19 protein-coding genes are annotated in these 19233 nt (G+C 53.2%); 8 read left to right on the plus strand and 11 right to left on the minus strand.

Translation table 11 applies throughout. The features are described from left to right. Positions 1 to 130 precede the first annotated feature (130 nt). Both pepT and LJA86_RS04305 read left to right on the plus strand, forming a co-directional pair. The gene (gene pepT, locus LJA86_RS04300; RefSeq protein WP_229225685.1) at positions 131 to 1354 is read left to right on the plus strand and encodes a peptidase T; all 1224 of its coding nucleotides are present in this window, start codon (positions 131 to 133) and stop codon (positions 1352 to 1354) included. Positions 1355 to 1453: 99 nt separating this feature from the next. Then, the gene (locus tag LJA86_RS04305) at positions 1454 to 1945 is read left to right on the plus strand and encodes an REP-associated tyrosine transposase (protein WP_229225686.1); all 492 of its coding nucleotides are present in this window, start codon (positions 1454 to 1456) and stop codon (positions 1943 to 1945) included. An 87-nt stretch (positions 1946 to 2032) separates the two neighbouring features. Here LJA86_RS04305 and LJA86_RS04310 read toward each other — a convergent pair whose 3' ends face one another. The 8 genes from LJA86_RS04310 to rluE all read right to left on the minus strand — a co-directional run bounded on the left by LJA86_RS04310 (position 2033) and on the right by rluE (position 9842). Continuing rightward, positions 2033 to 3154 (minus strand): cupin domain-containing protein, encoded by a 1122-nt coding sequence (locus LJA86_RS04310; RefSeq protein WP_229225687.1) that lies wholly within the window; start codon positions 3152 to 3154, stop codon positions 2033 to 2035. A 91-nt stretch (positions 3155 to 3245) separates the two neighbouring features. Beyond that, complete coding sequence (gene phoQ, locus LJA86_RS04315; protein ID WP_229225688.1) at positions 3246 to 4709, minus strand: two-component system sensor histidine kinase PhoQ; 1464 nt, start codon at positions 4707 to 4709, stop codon at positions 3246 to 3248. After that, entirely contained in the window at positions 4710 to 5381 is a 672-nt protein-coding gene (gene phoP / locus LJA86_RS04320; protein ID WP_024908594.1) for a two-component system response regulator PhoP, read from the minus strand. A 123-nt stretch (positions 5382 to 5504) separates the two neighbouring features. Beyond that, a complete protein-coding gene (gene purB, locus LJA86_RS04325; protein ID WP_045910223.1) occupies positions 5505 to 6875 on the minus strand; it encodes an adenylosuccinate lyase in 1371 nt (456 codons plus the stop codon). A 19-nt stretch (positions 6876 to 6894) separates the two neighbouring features. After that, positions 6895 to 7524 (minus strand): high frequency lysogenization protein HflD, encoded by a 630-nt coding sequence (hflD, locus tag LJA86_RS04330; protein ID WP_008500756.1) that lies wholly within the window; start codon positions 7522 to 7524, stop codon positions 6895 to 6897. Between the two features lie 28 nt (positions 7525 to 7552). Beyond that, the gene (mnmA, locus tag LJA86_RS04335; RefSeq protein WP_021241033.1) at positions 7553 to 8665 is read right to left on the minus strand and encodes a tRNA 2-thiouridine(34) synthase MnmA; all 1113 of its coding nucleotides are present in this window, start codon (positions 8663 to 8665) and stop codon (positions 7553 to 7555) included. Positions 8666 to 8705: 40 nt separating this feature from the next. Further along, positions 8706 to 9179, minus strand: a complete 474-nt coding sequence (locus LJA86_RS04340; RefSeq protein WP_229225689.1) for an NUDIX hydrolase — start codon at positions 9177 to 9179, stop codon at positions 8706 to 8708. A gap of 9 nt (positions 9180 to 9188) precedes the next feature. After that, a complete protein-coding gene (rluE, locus tag LJA86_RS04345; protein WP_229225690.1) occupies positions 9189 to 9842 on the minus strand; it encodes a 23S rRNA pseudouridine(2457) synthase RluE in 654 nt (217 codons plus the stop codon). Positions 9843 to 9959: 117 nt separating this feature from the next. On the opposite strand from rluE, the gene icd reads away from it, so the two are divergent. The 3 genes from icd to LJA86_RS04360 all read left to right on the plus strand — a co-directional run bounded on the left by icd (position 9960) and on the right by LJA86_RS04360 (position 11955). Next, the gene (gene icd / locus LJA86_RS04350) at positions 9960 to 11210 is read left to right on the plus strand and encodes an NADP-dependent isocitrate dehydrogenase (protein ID WP_008500752.1); all 1251 of its coding nucleotides are present in this window, start codon (positions 9960 to 9962) and stop codon (positions 11208 to 11210) included. A gap of 77 nt (positions 11211 to 11287) precedes the next feature. Then, positions 11288 to 11635, plus strand: coding sequence for a DUF1304 domain-containing protein (locus LJA86_RS04355; RefSeq protein ID WP_111966896.1), 348 nt, complete (start codon positions 11288 to 11290; stop codon positions 11633 to 11635). A 74-nt stretch (positions 11636 to 11709) separates the two neighbouring features. Next, on the plus strand, positions 11710 to 11955 hold the full coding sequence (locus tag LJA86_RS04360) for a DUF2543 family protein (protein WP_025911748.1): 246 nt from the start codon (positions 11710 to 11712) through the stop codon (positions 11953 to 11955). A gap of 289 nt (positions 11956 to 12244) precedes the next feature. Here the strand turns inward: LJA86_RS04360 and LJA86_RS04365 are convergent, their stop codons facing one another. Continuing rightward, a complete protein-coding gene (locus LJA86_RS04365) occupies positions 12245 to 13744 on the minus strand; it encodes a cyclic diguanylate phosphodiesterase (RefSeq protein WP_229225691.1) in 1500 nt (499 codons plus the stop codon). Between the two features lie 206 nt (positions 13745 to 13950). On the opposite strand from LJA86_RS04365, the gene LJA86_RS04370 reads away from it, so the two are divergent. The 3 genes from LJA86_RS04370 to LJA86_RS04380 all read left to right on the plus strand — a co-directional run bounded on the left by LJA86_RS04370 (position 13951) and on the right by LJA86_RS04380 (position 17685). After that, entirely contained in the window at positions 13951 to 15501 is a 1551-nt protein-coding gene (locus tag LJA86_RS04370; RefSeq protein WP_229225692.1) for a cyclic diguanylate phosphodiesterase, read from the plus strand. A 165-nt stretch (positions 15502 to 15666) separates the two neighbouring features. Then, positions 15667 to 17151, plus strand: a complete 1485-nt coding sequence (locus LJA86_RS04375) for a sensor domain-containing diguanylate cyclase (protein ID WP_374758943.1) — start codon at positions 15667 to 15669, stop codon at positions 17149 to 17151. Positions 17152 to 17436: 285 nt separating this feature from the next. Continuing rightward, entirely contained in the window at positions 17437 to 17685 is a 249-nt protein-coding gene (locus LJA86_RS04380) for a GlsB/YeaQ/YmgE family stress response membrane protein (protein WP_008500746.1), read from the plus strand. Positions 17686 to 17814: 129 nt separating this feature from the next. Here LJA86_RS04380 and LJA86_RS04385 read toward each other — a convergent pair whose 3' ends face one another. Beyond that, positions 17815 to 17913 (minus strand): YoaK family small membrane protein, encoded by a 99-nt coding sequence (locus LJA86_RS04385; protein WP_014883431.1) that lies wholly within the window; start codon positions 17911 to 17913, stop codon positions 17815 to 17817. Positions 17914 to 17958: 45 nt separating this feature from the next. Continuing rightward, positions 17959 to 18987, minus strand: coding sequence for a sensor domain-containing diguanylate cyclase (locus tag LJA86_RS04390; protein ID WP_032664129.1), 1029 nt, complete (start codon positions 18985 to 18987; stop codon positions 17959 to 17961). Positions 18988 to 19233: the final 246 nt, after the last annotated feature.

Here is a 19233-nt window from a genome sequence, read left to right on the forward strand (position 1 = left end):
AAGCTACATTTACTAACGCATAACGATATAAACGGAAAATATTCTCGTTTGCGGGATAAAAGTGACCTGACGCAATATTTGCGTTTTGATGCTTATTGATAATGTTGTCACAAAAAGTGAGGGTGACTGCATGGATAAATTACTTGAGCGTTTTTTACAGTACGTTTCGCTGGATACCCAATCTAAACCGGGTGTTCGCCAGGTGCCGAGCACCGAAGGCCAGTGGAAGTTATTAAACCTGCTTAAAGAGCAGCTTGACGCCATGGGGCTGGTCAACGTCACGTTAAGCGAGAAAGGCACTGTGATGGGAACGCTGCCGGCGAATGTCCCGGGTGACATTCCGGCGATTGGCTTTATCTCCCATGTCGACACCTCTCCGGATTTTAGCGGTAAACATGTAAACCCGCAGATCGTTGAAAACTACCGCGGCGGCGACATTGCGCTGGGCATAGGCGACGAAGTGCTCTCGCCCGTCATGTTCCCGGTGCTGCACCAGCTGCTGGGCCAGACGCTGATCACCACCGACGGAAAAACGCTGCTGGGGGCGGATGATAAAGCGGGGATCGCGGAAATCATGACGGCGCTGGCGGTGCTGAAGGGCAAAGATATCCCGCACGGCGATATCCGCGTGGCCTTTACGCCGGATGAAGAGGTCGGCAAGGGGGCGAAGCACTTCGACGTGGACGCCTTTAACGCGCAGTGGGCCTATACCGTTGACGGTGGCGGCGTCGGTGAGCTGGAGTATGAAAACTTCAATGCTGCCTCAGTGACGATCAAAATTGTCGGCAACAATGTTCACCCCGGTTCGGCGAAAGGCGTCATGGTGAACGCGCTGTCGCTGGCATCGCGAATTCATGCGGAAGTCCCGGCGGAAGAGAGCCCCGAACAGACCGAGGGGGATGAAGGGTTCTATCACCTGACCAGCATCAAAGGCACCGTGGACAGCGCGCAGATGCACTACATCATCCGCGATTTCGACCGTAAAGCCTTTGAGGCGCGCAAGCGTAAGATGATGGAGATCGCCAAGAAGGTGGGCAAGGGCCTGCATCCTGACTGCTATATTGAGCTCATCATCGAAGACAGCTATTACAATATGCGCGAGAAGGTGATGGCGCATCCGCATATTCTCGATATCGCCCAGCAGGCGATGCGCGACTGCGATATTGAACCGCAGCTGAAGCCGATTCGCGGCGGCACCGACGGTTCTCAGCTGTCATTCATGGGGCTACCGTGCCCGAACCTGTTTACCGGTGGCTATAACTACCATGGCAAACATGAGTTTGTGACGCTGGAAGGGATGGAAAAGGCGGTGAAGGTGATTGTGCGGATTGCGGAGTTGACCGCGAAGCGGTAGCCGCTTTAAGCCGGGTGGCGGCTACGCCTTACCCGGCCTACGTTCAAATTGTAGGCCCGGTAAGCGAAGCGCCACCGGGCAGAAAGGCAAGGAGTGCCCATGTCAAACTACCGTCGCCATTACGTCCCCGGTGGAACCTGGTTCTTCACCGTCAACCTGCAAAACCGTCAGAGCGATTTGCTTACCCGTCATATCGATAGCCTGCGTTCCGCCTTCTCAACGGTTAAGCGTGCGAAGCCCTTCACCATCAACGCGTGGGTTATTCTGCCTGAACACATGCACTGTATCTGGACCCTACCGGAAGGAGACAGTGATTTTTCTGCTCGCTGGCGGGATATCAAAAAGACGTTCAGCCGCAACATCGACATGCGCCATATCTGGCAGCCACGATTCTGGGAACACACTATCCGTAACGAAGAGGACTACCGGCGGCATGTGGATTACATTTACATCAATCCGCTGAAGCACGGCTTTGTGGGTAAAGTCAGCGACTGGCCGTTTTCAACGTTTCATCGGGACGTGCAGGAGGGATTGTATCCGGTGGATTGGGCCGGCGAGATCGAGGATTTTGCGGCGGGTGAGCGTCGATAAAAACGCCCGGTGGCGCTACGCTTACCGGGCCTACGATCCGAATGTAGGCCGGGTAAGGCGTAGCCGCCACCCGGCAAATATCACGACTCAGTCCTCAAAGAACCAGTACCCGCTGTTGACCAGTGCGGCCAGCATCGCGAGGAAAGACGGGTCTTCCAGCGCATCGCCAAAGGTATCGGCAGTCAGCACCAGATGGCTGGCAATCGCTTCCAGTGCCGGACGGTGTGGAGAGTCCAGCTTCTCGCCGTTGACGAACACCTCCTCACCAATACGCAGCACGCGTAGCCCGCCCAGACGCGTCAGCTTGTCGCCCTGCTGAAGCGCATCATAAATCTCGTCAGCCTGATAAGGCGGCTCCGGTGGTGCAACGTCCAGCTCGTGGCGCGACTGGCTGATAAACTCGCCAAACCACTGTTTGAAGTGCTCCGGCTCGTTAATCAGATCCAGCATCATGCCGCGCAGCTTATCCAGCTCTGCGGGCAGGATATCGGCCGGATGCTCGCGTGCAGGCACATCAGGGTCGCTGTAACGATAGCTGCCCAGCTCGCGCTGCAGAACATAGTCGGCAAATCCGCTGATCATCTCGCGGCCGCTTGGCGCGCGGAACCCGACGGAGTAGTTGAGGGAATTCTCCAGGGAGTAACCTTCGTGAGGGAATCCCGGTGGAATGTAGAGAATGTCACCCGGCTCCAGCTCTTCGTCGATAATCCCGTCAAACGGTTCAACCTGAAGCAGGTCCGGATGCGGGCAGTGCTGCTTCATGGGGACTTTTTCGCCCACGCGCCAGCGGCGGCGGCCCGTACCCTGAATAATAAACACGTCGTACTGGTCCAGATGCGGACCGACGCCACCGCCAGGAACGGAGAAGGAGATCATCAGATCGTCCATGCGCCAGTCGGGCAGGGCGCGGAACGGACGCATTAAGGCGGCCGTTGGCTCGTGCCAGTGGTTGACCGCCTGCACCAGCAGCGACCAGTTGTTTTCACCGAGGTGATCGTAGCTTTCGAAAGGACCGTGGCTAACCTGCCATTTCCCGTCCTGGTGGCTGACCAGACGACTGTCGACTTCGTTTTCCATGGCCAGACCGGCCAGCTCGTCAGGCGAGATGGGGTCGACAAAATTGCTGAACCCACGTTTCAGAACGACCGGGCGTTTTTGCCAGTAACGTTCAATAAACTCGGGCCAGTTAAGCGTTAAGTGATAATCCATATTTTTTTATTCCGCAGGCTCTTACTGACTCGGATTATAACGGAAGCTCAGCCCCCCGGCTGCGAGATCCTCGCATTTTTCACATAACGGGTTAACTATCGTTCGATGTGGGCTGCTGGCGACCAAAAATGACCTCCATTCGCGCGCCGCCCAGCAAACTTTCACTGGTTTCGATTTTCCCGTCGTACTGATCGACAATCTCACGCGCGACGGCTAATCCAACGCCCTGGCCAGGACGTAGCGTATCGGCGCGTTGACCGCGATCGAACACCACATCACGTTTATTGCGCGGGATCCCCGGACCATCATCCTCAACGATGATATGCAGTTCGTTATCCGTCTGCCGCGCCGACACTTCCACGAACTCCAGACAGTATTTGCAGGCGTTATCCAGCAGGTTACCCATCACTTCCATGAAGTCATTTTTTTCACCCACAAAGCTTATCTCTGGCGAGATATCAAGGCTAATGTTCACCCCTTTACGCTGATACACCTTGTTGAGGGCAGACGTGAGGTTATCCAGAAGCGGGGCGACCGGATGCAGCTCGCGGCTCAGCAGGGCGCTGCCGGAACGCATGCTGGCGCGGTGGAGGTAATAGCCAATTTGCTGGGAAATACGGCTGATCTGCTCCAGCATCACCGGCTCGGCATCGTCAACGCTCAGCTTCGAACTGCGCATGGAACGCAGGGTGCTTTGCATGACCGCGAGCGGGGTTTTCAGGCTGTGGGTCAGGTCGGTAAGCGTCGTACGGTATTTATCATAGCGTTCGCGTTCACTTTTCAGCAGGCGGTTGAGGTTTCGCACCAGGCTGGTGAGCTCGCGGGTGGTTTCCGGATTAAGCTTTTCGCGATGATGCTCTTCCAGCTCGCGAACCTCTTTCGCCAGTGATTCTATGGGGCGCAAGCTCCACCACGCCGCTACCCACAGCAGCGGGATCACCAGCAGCAGATTTGCCGCCAGAACGTAGATGAACCAGCTCCAGACCATATAAGAACGCTTTAGCTCGACCGGAATGGTGTCGATCACCACGATGGTCATCTGCGGCATGTTTAGCGTCGCCGGATAGAGGTTAATTGCGACGGAGTGGGTCATCTCCGTTTCGGCATCGTCGGCGCGGATCTCGTTCAGCTTTTGCTGCAGGGAGCGATCTTCACGGATCAGCGAGCTGGTGGTGTTGAGATCGGCTTCAATTTCATGAAACCCGTTGGTTTTGAGCCAGTCCGGACGAATGCTTTTGACCAGCCACGGGATCTCCCGCTGTGCCCACAGTAGCTTCCCCTTTTCGTCATAAATCAGGGCCAGCGTGGGGCTCTGCTGATTGAGGTTTTCCGGCATTTCGACGGTGATTTTATTGTCTTCCCACTTCGCCAGGGTATAAAACAGATTGCTTTCGCCACGCAGCAGGCGAAAGGTGGTTTTATCAAAGCTGACGCTGTAGCCCACCAGGGCGACCATGCCGTAGGAGAGCGACAGTACCAGCACGACGGCTGCCGTTGCCAGTAAAAAGCGCACCCGCAGCGAGAGGGGCAAAATATGGCGCAAGATCCGTCTCATTTAGCGTAATTCGAACAGGTAGCCCTGACCACGGACGGTGGTAATCACATCCTGTGGATATTGCGCCTGAATTTTCTTACGTAAACGTCCCATCAGCACGTCAATGGTATGGCTCTCACGCAGTTCAGCATCAGGATAGAGCTGGAGCATCAAGGAGTCTTTGCTTACGACCTTGCCGTTGTTACGGATCAGCGTCTCCATGATGGTGTATTCGAAGGCGGTGAGCTTGATCACTTCATCATTGATGGATAATTCCCGGCGGGAGAGATCGACCTGGAAAGGCGGGATGGAGATAACCTGAGACGCCAGCCCGCTGTTGCGACGAAGCAGCGCCTGCATGCGGGCCGCCACCTCTTCAATATGGAATGGCTTGGTGACGTAATCATCTGCACCCGCGCTCAGCACTTCGACCTTATCCTGCCAGCCTTCACGAGCGGTCAGCACCAGAACCGGCAGAGAAACATCGTGGCTGCGCCAGCGACGAATCAACGACAGACCGTCTTCATCAGGCAACCCTAAATCGACAATGGCGATATCCGGCAGGTGTTCATTGAGATAATAATCGGCTTCTTTTGCATCTTCAGCATCGTCCACCTGATGTCCCATCTCCTGAAGCTGAACCTTCAGGTGATGACGTAGCAATGCGTTATCCTCAACAACCAGTACGCGCATCATCTTTTCTCCCAGAATAAATAGTATGAATAGTTTAACGCTGATTATGTTGCTGTGGGGATAAACATTGAGTAAACCGGGGAAAAGCAACCCCCTTTCCGGGCGGAAAGGGGGGAGAGGAGATTACTTCAGCTCGTCAACCATGGTGATGGCGCGGCCAATGTAGTTCGCTGGAGTCATCGCCTTCAGGCGGGTTTTCTCTTCTTCCGGCAGCGCCAGGCCGTCGATAAACTGCTTCATACCTTCGGCGTCAACGCGTTTGCCGCGGGTCAGCTCTTTCAGTTTTTCGTACGGTTTTTCGATGCCATAACGACGCATCACGGTCTGAATCGGCTCCGCCAGCACTTCCCAGTTGTGATCCAGTTCGTCCAGCAGACGATCGCGGTTCACTTCCAGCTTGCTCACGCCTTTCAGGGTGGACTGGTACGCAATCAGCGCGTAGCCGATGCCCACGCCCAGGTTACGCAGCACGGTGGAGTCGGTCAGGTCGCGCTGCCAGCGGGATACCGGCAGTTTGCTTGCCATATGCTGCAGTACGGCATTCGCCAGACCCAGGTTGCCTTCGGAGTTTTCGAAGTCGATAGGGTTCACTTTGTGCGGCATGGTGGAAGAGCCGATTTCACCCGCGATGGTTTTCTGTTTGAAGTGGTTCAGGGCGATGTAGCCCCACACGTCACGATCGAAGTCGATCAGGATGGTGTTGAAGCGCGCGATGCAGTCAAACAGTTCGGCGATATAGTCGTGCGGCTCAATCTGGGTAGTGTACGGGTTCCACTGAATGCCCAGAGAGGTCACGAACTCTTCGCTGAACTGGTGCCAGTCCACTTCCGGATACGCGGCGATGTGGGCGTTATAGTTACCGACCGCGCCGTTGATTTTGCCCAGAATTTCAACCTGTTCCAGCTGACGATACTGGCGCTCCATACGGTACGCGACGTTCGCCATCTCTTTACCCATCGTGGATGGGGTGGCTGGCTGGCCGTGGGTACGAGAGAGCAGCGGAATGTCGCGGTATTCCACGGACAGCGCTTTCACCGCGTCGATGATTTTACGCCAGTAAGGCAGCACCACCTCTTTGCGCGCGGTAGAAAGCATCAGGGCGTGCGACAGGTTGTTGATGTCTTCAGACGTACAGGCGAAGTGGATGAACTCAGACACGGCGTGCAGCGCAGGAACGCTTTCCACTTTCTCCTTCAGGAAGTACTCGACCGCCTTCACGTCGTGGTTGGTGGTGCGCTCAATGGTTTTAATGCGCGCGGCATCTTCTTCATTGAAGTCGGCAACGATTTTATCAAGGTAATCGTTTGCCTTTTCATCAAAAGCAGGAACTTCCTTGATTGCTGCCTGGGCGGCCAGCTTTTGCAGCCAGCGTACTTCAACCTGAACACGGAACTTCAGCAAACCATATTCGCTGAAGATCCCGCGCAGCGCGCTGACTTTATCGCCGTAGCGTCCATCGACAGGGGATACGGCGGTCAGTGAGGATAATTCCATAATTCGCAACTCCGGGAGGTTAACAGTGAGCAAGAATTTGTTTTGCCTGAGTGGTCAGGCGATTACGAGAAAACATTAGCTGCAGGCGGCCACCGCCAACCTGGTGCCACAGCACGGCAGCGCGGATCCCAGCCAGCAGGGACGCGCGCACTTTTGCCTGTACCTGTGGACTTTGCAGCACGGCAGGGGAGCCGGTGACCTGTATACGCGGTCCCAGCGGGCTGATCACGTCAACATAAATGCCGGCCATGGCACTCAGCAGCGTGTCGGACTGCAGGTCAAAATGATCGAGCTGGCGCTGTAGCCCGGCAATGCGATCGCCCAGGGTATTAAGCGCGCCTTTTGCTGCGCTCAGCTTACGCTCCAGCACCATCAGGCTCAACGTGTAGCGGGTCAGCTCTGCGTTTAACCCCTGACGGCTGCTGGCGTTAAGCACGCCAAGCAGGGTTTCAAGACCGAGACGAAGATTGGTTTCACTGCCGCCGAACACGCCCAGGGTTGAACCGGGGTTGAGGTCGATAACGCTGTTGAGTGAAACGTGCAGGGCGTCAGCGTCGCAATGACCCTGATGTGCCAGCTGTTGCACCAGACGGGCTGACTGGCAAATTCCCGCCAGCGCCAGGGTGATGTCATAGTAGTTCTTCGCCACACGGTCTCCTTTATGTGTGCAATCGCTGTTAAACAGCGGGCAGCGGCAGGCGCTGTTCAATGATCCCGCCGCCCAGGCAGATTTCTCCGCTGTAGAAGACAGCAGACTGGCCCGGGGTGACGGCGGCGACCGGCTCGTCGAAGCGCACGTCAATGCGATCGTCATCGAGCGCGGTAACGGTGCAAGGAATATCGGTCTGACGGTAGCGTGTTTTCACCGTGCAGCGCAGCGTGCCTTTCAGCGGCTCACGATCGACCCAGTGCAGCTGCTGCGCGATCAGGCCAACGGACATCAGACGCGGATGGTCGTGACCCTGAGCAACAACCAGAATATTGTTTTCGACATCTTTGTCGACCACGTACCACGGATCTTCGCTACCTTCTTTCGTCCCGCCGATACCCAGGCCTTTACGCTGGCCTAGGGTGTGGTACATCAGCCCCTGATGCTGGCCAATCTCTTCCCCGTCGACGGTGACAATTTTACCCGGCTGTGCGGGCAGGTAACGTCCGAGGAAATCGCGGAATTTGCGCTCGCCGATGAAACAGATGCCGGTAGAGTCTTTTTTCTTCGCGGTGATCAGGTCCAGCTCTTCGGCGATTTTACGCACCTGCGGCTTTTCCAGCTCGCCGACAGGGAACAGGCTCTGGGCGATTTGCTCGTGGCTCAGCGTATAGAGGAAGTAGCTTTGATCTTTGTTGCCGTCCAGACCGCGCAGCAGCTGGCTTTTGCCATTCACGTCTGCGCGACGCACGTAGTGACCGGTCGCAATGTAGTCTGCGCCCAGATCTTCCGCGGCGAATTCCAGGAAGGCTTTAAATTTGATCTCTTTATTGCACAGAATATCCGGGTTCGGCGTGCGGCCCGCTTTGTACTCTTCGAGGAACAGTTCAAACACGTTGTCCCAGTATTCTGCGGCAAAGTTAACGGTGTGCAGTTCAATGCCGAGCTTATCGCATACGGCCTGCGCATCGGCGAGATCCGCAGCGGCAGTGCAGTATTCCTCGCCATCATCTTCCTCCCAGTTCTTCATGAACAGGCCCTCCACCTTATAGCCCTGTTGCTGTAACAGGTAGGCGGAAACGGAGGAATCGACACCGCCGGACATGCCGACGATCACTTTTTTCTGGCTATTATCTGACATGGAATACTCACGACATTGAACTTCAAGGCGGCGTATTCTATCACGCCCCCCCACCATTGGCACCCTCTGTAAACGGCCAGTTAAAAGCGCCGATGACATCCAGCGGCAGGCGTGCGCCTGACTGCCAGCAGCGAATGCTTTCCGCAACCAGCGGCGAGCGCAGGTTTCGCGCGTTCAGGATCTCGTCGGCGGTGACCCACAGACAGCGGTCGATATCGTCATCCTGCGGCTCAGTGGCGCACATTTCGCTAAGCTCAACGGCAAATAAAAAACGCAGGAAAGGGGTGCTGTCGGGTGCAATCCACTGGTGCATACGGATGAAGTGCTGGGGTTCAGCGTGAATGCCGGTCTCTTCCCACAGCTCGCGTTTTGCGGCCTGAAGAAGGGTCTCATTGGCTTCAAGGTGCCCGGCTGGCTGGTTCCACAGCGCTTTGCCGTTAATGCTCTCTTCGACAACCAGGAATTTACCCCGGGCGTGGACCACGCAGGCAACCGTGACATGAGGTTTAAACATAGTGACTCCTTAAAAGGTAACGTCTCGCCATTCACCGTTTGCCAGCGTTTCCAGGGTGTAGTTACCCATAGCGTAGCGAATCAGACGCAGGGTAGGGAAGCCGACGTGCGCGGTCATCCGTCGAACCTGACGGTTGCGGCCTTCATAAAGGGTGATTTTGAGCCAGCTGGTCGGAATGGATTTGCGTTCGCGGATCGGCGGATTGCGCGGCCACAGCCACTCCGGTTCATTCACGCGTTCAATACCTGCCGGCAGGGTGGGACCGTCGTTCAGCGTGACGCCTTTGCGCAATTTCTCCAGCGTTTCTTCGTCCGGCTCGCCTTCGACCTGGACGAAGTAAATTTTGCCGGTGCGTTTTCCCGGCTGCGTGAGCTTCGCCTGCAGCGCGCCGTCGTTGGTCAAGACCAGCAGGCCTTCGCTGTCCCGGTCCAGACGCCCGGCAGCGTAGACCCCCTGAACAGGGATGTAGTCCTTTAGCGTGCTGCGTCCGGCTTCGTCGGTGAACTGCGGCAAAACATCGTAGGGTTTATTGAACAGAATCACCCGCTTTGGCTGGGTTTCTTGCGGTCGTCTGGCGGCTTGTCGGGAGCTGAATCGCTCAACCCGGTGTTTTGTAAAAGAAGTTTTCTTCATGGTATTTTCAGGCGTTATCAATTGCCGCATTATAGCCTAATAACGAAGACCTTTCATGGCGTCGGACAATCAGGTACTATCGAAGGGCTCATTACAATTTATTAACATAAGATCAGTAACAACCAGAAGCGCTCGAAGGAGAGGTTAATGGAAAGCAAAGTAGTTGTTCCGGCGGAAGGTAAAAAGATCACCCTGCAAAACGGCAAGATTAACGTTCCTCACAATCCGATTATTCCGTTCATCGAAGGCGACGGTATCGGTGTAGACGTTACCCCGGCAATGCTGAAAGTGGTTGATGCCGCTGTTGAGAAAGCCTACAAAGGCGAGCGTAAAATTTCCTGGATGGAAATTTACACCGGTGAGAAATCGACGCAAGTTTATGGCCAGGACGTCTGGCTGCCAGCAGAAACGCTGGACCTGATCCGCGACTACCGTGTTGCTATTAAAGGCCCACTGACGACGCCAGTCGGCGGCGGTATCCGTTCTCTGAACGTAGCTCTGCGTCAGGAGCTGGACCTGTACGTGTGTCTGCGTCCGGTTCGTTACTATCAGGGCACCCCAAGCCCGGTGAAGCACCCGGAACTGACCGACATGGTTATCTTCCGCGAAAACTCAGAAGACATCTACGCGGGTATCGAATGGAAAGCGGACTCTGCTGACGCAGAAAAAGTGATTAAATTCCTGCGCGAAGAGATGGGCGTGAAGAAAATTCGCTTCCCTGAGCATTGCGGTATCGGCATTAAGCCGTGCTCCGAAGAAGGGACCAAGCGTCTGGTGCGCGCGGCCATAGAATATGCGATCACCAACGACCGCGACTCTGTGACCCTGGTTCACAAAGGCAACATCATGAAGTTCACCGAAGGCGCGTTCAAAGACTGGGGCTACCAGTTGGCGAAAGAAGAGTTCGGCGGTGAGCTGATCGACGGCGGCCCATGGCAGAAGATCAAAAACCCGAACACCGGCAAAGAGATCATCATTAAAGATGTGATCGCCGATGCGTTCCTGCAGCAGATCCTGCTGCGTCCTGCAGAATACGACGTGATTGCCTGTATGAACCTGAACGGTGACTACATCTCTGACGCCCTGGCTGCACAGGTTGGCGGTATCGGTATCGCCCCTGGCGCGAACATCGGTGACGAGTGCGCCCTGTTCGAAGCGACCCACGGTACGGCACCAAAATACGCAGGCCAGGACAAAGTGAACCCAGGCTCTATCATCCTGTCCGCAGAGATGATGCTGCGCCATATGGAATGGTTCGAAGCCGCAGACCTGATCGTTAAAGGTATGGAAGGCGCGATCAACGCGAAAACCGTAACTTACGATTTCGAACGTCTGATGGAAGGCGCTAAGCTGCTGAAATGTTCAGAGTTTGGCGACGCGATTATCGCGAACATGTAATCCAGATTCTGGGTTAAACAAGAGCGGGGGCCTGAGGGTTCCCGTTTTTTTTGCCTCTGCCTGCAGGAGACAACACGATGTTAGCCACTGTCCTTATCGCTGTCGTTGCACTCATCCATCTCTACATTCTTGTGCTTGAAATGTTCCTGTGGAATACCAAAACAGGGCACAAGGCTTTTAATCTGCGTCCTGATTTTGCGCGCGACACCCGCGTGCTGGCCGCGAATCAGGGGATCTACAACGGTTTTCTGGCTGCCGGTCTGCTCTGGAGCCTCTGGCTCGGCGAAAAGGGGATTCAGGTAGCCATCTTCTTCCTGACCTGTGTACTGATCGCCGGACTTTTTGGCGCAGCCACCGCCAGCCGTAAAATTTTGTATGTGCAGGCCATGCCCGCGCTTGCAGCGCTGCTTGCGTTACTCCTCTGAAGCAATGCTTTGGTTGAGATAACGCCTCCGATATACTCGTGACGTTACCTTTATTGACCTGAGACGAGACTGTTATGCACAACGACATCCCACTGAAATATTATGACATTGCCGACGAGTACGCGACGGAAGCCGCAGAGCAAGTCGCGGAGTCAGAGCGCGACGCGCTGGCACACTATTTCCAGCTGCTGCTCACCCGCTTAGCGAATAATGAGGAGATCAGCGAGGAAGCCCAGCAGGAGATGGCCACTGAAGCCGGGATCCGTGCGGGTCGCATTGATGATGTTGCGAACTTCCTCAATCAGTGGGGAAATGAATAGCCTGCCTTAGAAACCGTTATGCTGATGCTTTGCGATACAGCTCAGCATCACGCTATCGGACCACATGCATTTTTTCCGCAGAATAGGCGAAGCGGGTTTATCAATAAACAGCGCGAAAATAACGATCAGAAAGAACAGTACCACTGGAAAAAGTAAGGATAATTTCACGTTTTTAACCAAAATAAGAGTGTGCTTCAGGGTAATCTACCGTCTGAATATGACGACTATATGTTTTGGCGGAAAAAATGGAAACGCCTGAGCGTAAAAAAACGTGCATGGCAGGCTTCGATTACGGGGCGACGCCGGTGAGTCGCTTCGCCAGTTCGCTCCGGGTGAGTGCTTTTGAAAAATACCATCCCTGGATCAGGGCATCGGGATATCTGTCCGCAATGAAGCGATATTGAATTTCATTTTCCACGCCCTCGAAAACAAGGGTTTTATTCAACTTCGCAAGGGCATCGCTGAAGATAACAAAGATGTTTTGCTTATAATGCTCGCTGACGCCATCCACCAGCGATTTATCAATTTTAATTTCATCATATTCAAGCTGCGACAGCCGGGCCAGATTTGAATTTTGCACGCCAAAATCATCGATTGAAATTTTAACGCCAAGCGACTTCAGTTCCTGACAGAACTCCTCGAGGATACCCGCTGCGGAAACGGCTTTCTCAGAAAGCTCGACCTTCATCAGGGAAAGGGGGAGGCGATTGGCTAAGCACTCGCGACGCAAAATGTTAATAAACTGTCCGTCTTCAATTTCTTTTCGCCCAACGTTGATTGAAACGATCAGCTGATGCTTAATCGCCAGCGGGGCAATTTCTGAAAGGGACTTCCCGATAATATTGCTGTAATATTTTTTATACAGACCGATTTTCTTAATTAATGGGATGAACAGCTCCGGCGAGACGTCTCCGTGCTTTTGATCGCGCCATCGCGACAGAACTTCGACACCCACGATTTTTTGATCGCGAATACGAATAATGGGCTGATAATTAACGCTGAAGGTATTCGTTATCACGGCTTTGATCAGCGTGCGTTCCAGCGAAAAACGGTCTTCATAGAGACGGAAGATAAATAACGTTATCGCGACCCAGATAAAAAAGAGTATGACCGCGAGAAACGTAAAGATAAACGGGGAGAGCGAGGCCAGTCCCGCATCGTGGTGTTTTACAATCACGCATAAATCCCACGAGGCGCTGCACTGTGTAATGGTCAGGGTGAACAACACCGAATGCAGCCAGCTCCGCGGCTTCAGCTCAGGGGCGGCTGAAAAAAAGATCCGGCCAAAGTCCTTCGTGGTGGCGCTCAGAGAATAGCTTGCGGTTACCGGGGTAAATTTATCGTAAGCATAGCGGGAGGTGAAGATAATTATATTATTATAAATAGCCGCATTGCCCGTGAAAAAGTCTTTTCTGGAAAACTGCGCCAGGAGAAAACCTCTCGGCGTTTTATGCAGTTCCGCAGGAAGTGGAACGGGCGTCGCGAGTTTACCCCAAAAAGCGGTACAGACAATTTTTCCCTTTTCGATAAAACCGATATCGCTGAAATAGAGGTTATTAAGCTTTATTTGCCTGTAGCTATCAAGGCTGGCTTTATCACATCCCTGCGTCGTTATGCTTTTGAGGCCCAGCACCACGCTTTGGGACAGATCTTCTGAATAATGTAAAAGGGTTTGGGATATTTCAAGCTGTTTGGTTTTTTGCTGGCCGATGATAACCACGTTGACCGCATAAAGAGACAGGATGACCAGAAGCGTTGAAACGATCGCAACGGCAATGCGCTTTTTCATTTTCCAGTTATCCTGTCCGCTCCCTGATTTCACAAAGCTTAACACAGCCAGGGCAAGGCACAAGCCTGATAGTCTCGTCGGGTGAGCAAATTTGAGCGGGTGAACTCATACGAAAGCATCAGTTTTTTAAGATAATTCTCAGCTAAGCTATTTTCATTGTGATAAGTAACGCCGGTTAAACCACGGGTTCTTCTTTCCGATCCTCCATGCTTGTTTATTCTATTAAGGAAAACATCGTGCGTAACGTGATGATCCCTGTTCTCAGTGCCTTGTTTCTTTTTCTGATCGGCATACTGATTATTAACTGGCAGTTATGGCAGATGGCGAAAATGAATAACGTTCATACCGCCACGGTAAGCACCCAGAAAATAGAAAACATTCTGTCGGAAGCCGTCAGTGCGGCCAGCACGGCGAAGCGCGTTGCGGAGCAGGGGTGTACCAGCAGCGGGCAGCTGGCGCTGGGGACAGAAGCTGCGTTAAAACCGCATCTGCGCGCCATCATGATCCAGCAGCAGGGGCAAATCATCTGTACATCCCTTCCCGGGAATGGCGTTTTGATTGTGCATCCGGAGACGTTACCTGAACAAAAATTAATGCTGCTACCCGGTAACCGACTGGTGAACGGTATCCCGGTGCTTGTCTTCCAGATGCCCATCGCGGGAGGGCGCGTCATCGTCAGCGTCAGTGATGCACATTTGCAGGACGTCATCGCGAACGCATCAAACAGCGTTGACCTGGGGTTGGTTGTCGGCGACAGGATGTTTACGCGCAACGGTGAGGTGACCGGCTGGAAAGCGGCCTCGTGGGCGGGGTCACTGACGACCTCTTCGCACTTCCCCTTCAGTCTGGCCTGGCAACCGCCCGCCTTTTTTAGCCTGACGCGGCTACTGCAACAGGGATGGAGCCTGATTCTGCTGATTCTCGCGCTATCCGTGGCGGTGGGCATTTTGATCCGCCGCTACAAGGGGAAAAGTACCACCTTTGAAGACGATTTGCGTAAGGCCATTTTGCAGGGAGAGATCGTGCCTTATTACCAGCCGATCGTGAACGGCGATACCGGCGGGTTATACGGTGTTGAAGTCCTGGCAAGATGGAAGCATCCTAAGTCAGGCTTTATCCCGCCGGACGTTTTTATCCCGATAGCTGAACGTAGCGGGTTGATTATTCCGCTGACCAAAGGCTTGATGGCGAAAGTGGTCACACAGCTTAAGCCGCTCCTGCCTAAGCTGCCGGACGGGTTCCATATCGGGGTGAACATCAGCGCCAGACACATCAATGCCCCTTCTTTCATCGGTGACTGCCGAATCTTCGGCAAGGGGTTTCAGGGTAAAGCCGTGAAGCTGGTTCTTGAGGTGACCGAACGTGAACCGTTGATCGATAATCCTCATCTGGTGGAAAACCTCAACGCGCTGCATAACGCCGGTTTTGTCATAGCACTGGATGATTTTGGTACAGGCTATTCCGGGCTGTCATGTCTCAATGCGCTTGCCATAGATTATATTAAAATTGATAAAAGCTTTGTTAACCGGGTATCAGAGGAGAAGGACTCAACGATCCTGCTGGACTGCGTTATTGACCTGGCGAAAAAACTTTCGTTGCGGATCGTGGCCGAAGGCGTAGAAACGAAAGAGCAGCTGGAGTATCTCAACCGTAATGAGATTACCCTGCTGCAGGGTTATTATTTTGGTAAACCCGTCTCCTATATCGATTTTATTAAAGTCATTTTATCTAAGCCCAGGGAGACCGTGATGGTGTAAAACGCGGGCGTTGCTGAACGTCAGGAATAGCGCTGGTTACCAGGCGGTGAAAAACAAAATAAAGACGAGCTTCTGTTGTATGCTTAAGTGCAATTCATTTTCCTCTTATCCTGAGCTTTGTTACAGTGACAAGAGTTGTCAGCCAGGGATATCAGGCGTGATAAGGTGGAAAAGCTCGTGCATGTGAAAAATACTTTTTACACAACAACCATTACCGTCATCATTGTCTCATTGATCATCTCGCTGGCGCTTGCTGTCCAAATTGCCACGTCCAGACAGCAGTCAATCCAGCAAATTAATACCAGCGTCGCTAACCTGAGCCATACCCTTGATGTCTATACTGAAGGGATCATGCGCCAGAGTGAAATGTTAATTACTACCGTTTCCGACATAATCGAAATTTATGGCATGACCCCGCAGCAGGCGACCAATATTCAGCACATGATCAATAATCAGGATAACCTTCTTACCCAGATTAATAATGTGGTTGTTTACAATGCTCAGGGCGATATCTTTACCGCGCTGCATGAAAGTTTTACGGGGCCACGCAAAGGCTCGGACAGAGAGTTTTTTATCTATCACAAAGAAAATAAAAATCAGGCGATTTTTATTGGGGAGCCGGTGGTAAGCAGAACCAATGGCAAATGGGTTATCACCATCAGCCGGCGCCTTGAAACCCAGACCGGGGCATTTAACGGTGTGGTGGTGGTGACGCTGGGTATCGAAAATTTTCTGGCGCTCTATGGGCAGATTAATATCGGTCACTCGGGCGTCATCGGCTTAACGACGCAATCAGGCGTGCTGCTGGTCCGGTATCCCTTTAAAAATACCTATATCGGCACGATTGTTTCTGATTCACCGCTCTTCAGGAAATATCTCAAGGTACAAAATACGGGGATAGCCAGCTCTATCTCGCGGTTTGATAAAATCGAACGCATTTATGCCTATGAGAAAAACAGACGCTACGGACTGGTCACCACCGTGGCGGTTAGCATTGATGAAGCTCTTGCCCCCTGGCGCAAGCAGGCGATTCAGCTGGCGGTACTCATTTTTGTGTTCACGGCGATACTCATCGTCGCGTCTTACTTCCTCTATTCCGACCTGTCCCGTAAAACACGGGATAACAAAGCGCTGAAGATTATTGCCTCAGAAGATGCGTTGACCGGGCTGTACAATCGCCGCGTCTTTGATGAAAAAATCCTCTCGGACATCGCTCTGTGTGCCGCGCATGACGCCCCGATTTCGATACTGATCGTGGACGTGGACTACTTCAAAAAATACAACGATAACTACGGCCATCCGGAAGGGGATCGGTGTCTGGCTATGCTTGGAAACAGCCTCAGGGAGAGTCTTACCCGTGATAATCAGCTTGTGGCGCGATACGGCGGAGAGGAGTTTGCGCTGATATTGCCGGATACGGATATTCAGGAGGCGCTTCGTCTGGCCCAGACGATTATTCGCAATGTGTTCTCGCTGCAAATCGCTCATGCCTTTAGCCCCTTCGGCCGGGTGACGGTAAGCGTCGGAATTTCTACCGCCCGTGCCGTCGACATCGCGGGCAGCCAGCAAAATATCATTATTGCCGCAGACCAGGCCCTCTATCAGGCGAAACGTGCGGGACGTAACCGGTACGCGTTTGTTGGGGTATGAGCTAAAAAAAAAGCCCACTCAGGAGTGGGCAAGAAATACTGGAAGCAATGTGAGCAATGTCGTACTGAATACCTGAGTGTTTCTCTCAACTATTCAGTGTTGAGAAAGATAATCTTTCTCAATAAAAGTTGCAACCCCACAGTTTATGTGGCCCGTTCTTTTTGTTGATGAAAAATGACGCACTCTCTCACTGTGATGTTTATCACAAATTTCCTTTCTGGAATCCTGTGCTATTCTTTTTTGTGTCGTTGATTTAATGACAAAAACCATACAGAGAGGAAAGTTATGGGAATTTTATCCTGGATTATCTTTGGGCTTATTGCGGGTATTCTGGCGAAGTGGATCATGCCGGGCAAAGATGGCGGTGGGTTTATCGTCACCGTAATACTGGGTATTGTCGGCGCGGTAGTCGGCGGCTGGATCAGTACGCTGTTCGGTTTTGGCAAGGTCGATGGCTTTAACTTCGGCAGTTTCGCCGTCGCGGTGATCGGTGCGCTGGTTGTGCTGTTTATCTACAGAAAGATCAAAAGCTAAGTTCTGAAAGCGTTGAAAAAGGCTGCCAGATGGCGGCCTTTTTACGTATTGGGTTTACCACCAGCCAAGCTGCGTGCCGGCAAACGCTGCAATGGCAACGATCAGCATAATGACGGTTGTCTTCCGCATTTATGCCCCCGGCGCCGCGTAGCCGCCAACAAAAAACCACGCTAAAAAAACCACTGCCGTTATAAAAATAACGACCGGGAAGAGGATCCCTATTCTCATACCATCACCTGTTTCGGTTTCTGTAACGCCGTAGAGTGTACGGGGTTAATCCATAGTGAGAAAGCGTGTTTTGCTTTTTCCTTTTTTATCCTGATACATCGCCACATCCGCAGCGCGTAACGCGCTGTCAGGATCGGTTGCGGCAGGGTCCACTTCGATCACGCCGAAGCTGGCGCCCGGATAAATAATATGAACGCTGCCGAGCCAGTATTCGCCGGCGATGCAGGCGCTGAGGCGCGTTTTGAGCAGCGTAAGCTGCGCGTTATCCCCGTCCTGGTGGGGCTGGCTCAGCGACGCGACCAGAAATTCATCCCCGCCCAGACGACCGATAATATCGTCCTGCTGTTTCTCTTCGGTCAAACGCTTGCCCACTTCTATCAGGAACTGATCGCCAGCCTCGTGGCCGTAACGGTCGTTGATCAGCTTGAAATCATCCAGATCGATAAACGCGATGATGGCGTTACGCTTCAGGTGCCGGGCCAGAGAAAAGAGGGTGGTCAGATCTTCAAAAATGGCGCGACGGTTAGGTAAACCGGTAAGGGCATCTGTATAGGAGTGCGCGATGAGGGCCGCATTGGCTTCGCGAAGCTGGGTCACCAGCGACTCTTTCTGAATGGACTGGGCAATCAGCCCGGCGAAGAGCTTCAGAACCTGTTCAGCGCGCTCGCTCAGCGGCTTTCTGGCCGTGCTGGTGGCGCAGAGCGTTCCGTAAAGTGAACCATCCGCAAGATGGACAGGAATACTCATGTAAGTGGTAATGCCAAGTGCTTTTGCGGCTTCACACTCGGGCCAACGTTCGGGCACGTCATTGCTGAACATCGTGTCACTATCCAGCGCACGTTTGCACAGCGTCTCATCCCATGGGACGCTCAGCCCCTCCGGGATCGTCATCTGTTTGCTGTTGCGGGCGTAGAGGATGTGCTGCAGCCGCGCCTCGATATCCACCTTCGTCAGGTAGGTCGACTCCATGTCGGTGACAATTTCCAGCATCTCCAGCAGCTGGCGAACGAGGCTTTCAAGGGATTGCTCGGTGGCAAGGGTTTCTGAAACGCGAGCGAGGATAAGGTCCGACATGACGTAGAATGACTCCCAGGCAGAAGACGTCTGCATCTGCATGTTATGCTGAGTTTTTAGGCTTCAGGCATAGTAAAACATGAATACAGAAAATTTAATATATGCAGGAAGCGGGGAGCAGGCGCGAAAAAAAGCCCCGTTGTTGAGACCGGGGCAAAGACATCTTGATTACGGAATGATGTTCTCTGGTCATATCGAGAACATGCCACACTATAATGCTGAAAAGTGCAGTTAAAATGGAGAAAT

Origin of the sequence: Enterobacter sp. TCD1-1, assembly GCF_020567405.1 — a bacterium.
In the GTDB taxonomy this organism is placed as follows: domain Bacteria; phylum Pseudomonadota; class Gammaproteobacteria; order Enterobacterales; family Enterobacteriaceae; genus Enterobacter; species Enterobacter quasiroggenkampii.

Coding starts and splice junctions, on each gene's coding strand:
- LJA86_RS04310 (WP_229225687.1), bottom strand. CDS start 3,154: ATGGATTATCACTTAACGCTTAACTGGCCCGAGTTTATTGAACGTTAC.
- LJA86_RS04355 (WP_111966896.1), top strand. CDS start 11,288: ATGTTAGCCACTGTCCTTATCGCTGTCGTTGCACTCATCCATCTCTAC.
- purB (WP_045910223.1), bottom strand. CDS start 6,875: ATGGAATTATCCTCACTGACCGCCGTATCCCCTGTCGATGGACGCTAC.
- LJA86_RS04340 (WP_229225689.1), bottom strand. CDS start 9,179: ATGTTTAAACCTCATGTCACGGTTGCCTGCGTGGTCCACGCCCGGGGT.
- LJA86_RS04380 (WP_008500746.1), top strand. CDS start 17,437: ATGGGAATTTTATCCTGGATTATCTTTGGGCTTATTGCGGGTATTCTG.
- LJA86_RS04390 (WP_032664129.1), bottom strand. CDS start 18,987: ATGTCGGACCTTATCCTCGCTCGCGTTTCAGAAACCCTTGCCACCGAG.
- LJA86_RS04385 (WP_014883431.1), bottom strand. CDS start 17,913: ATGAGAATAGGGATCCTCTTCCCGGTCGTTATTTTTATAACGGCAGTG.
- rluE (WP_229225690.1), bottom strand. CDS start 9,842: ATGCGGCAATTGATAACGCCTGAAAATACCATGAAGAAAACTTCTTTT.
- phoP (WP_024908594.1), bottom strand. CDS start 5,381: ATGCGCGTACTGGTTGTTGAGGATAACGCATTGCTACGTCATCACCTG.
- icd (WP_008500752.1), top strand. CDS start 9,960: ATGGAAAGCAAAGTAGTTGTTCCGGCGGAAGGTAAAAAGATCACCCTG.
- LJA86_RS04360 (WP_025911748.1), top strand. CDS start 11,710: ATGCACAACGACATCCCACTGAAATATTATGACATTGCCGACGAGTAC.
- pepT (WP_229225685.1), top strand. CDS start 131: ATGGATAAATTACTTGAGCGTTTTTTACAGTACGTTTCGCTGGATACC.
- LJA86_RS04370 (WP_229225692.1), top strand. CDS start 13,951: ATGCTTGTTTATTCTATTAAGGAAAACATCGTGCGTAACGTGATGATC.
- mnmA (WP_021241033.1), bottom strand. CDS start 8,665: ATGTCAGATAATAGCCAGAAAAAAGTGATCGTCGGCATGTCCGGCGGT.
- phoQ (WP_229225688.1), bottom strand. CDS start 4,709: ATGAGACGGATCTTGCGCCATATTTTGCCCCTCTCGCTGCGGGTGCGC.
- LJA86_RS04365 (WP_229225691.1), bottom strand. CDS start 13,744: ATGAAAAAGCGCATTGCCGTTGCGATCGTTTCAACGCTTCTGGTCATC.
- LJA86_RS04305 (WP_229225686.1), top strand. CDS start 1,454: ATGTCAAACTACCGTCGCCATTACGTCCCCGGTGGAACCTGGTTCTTC.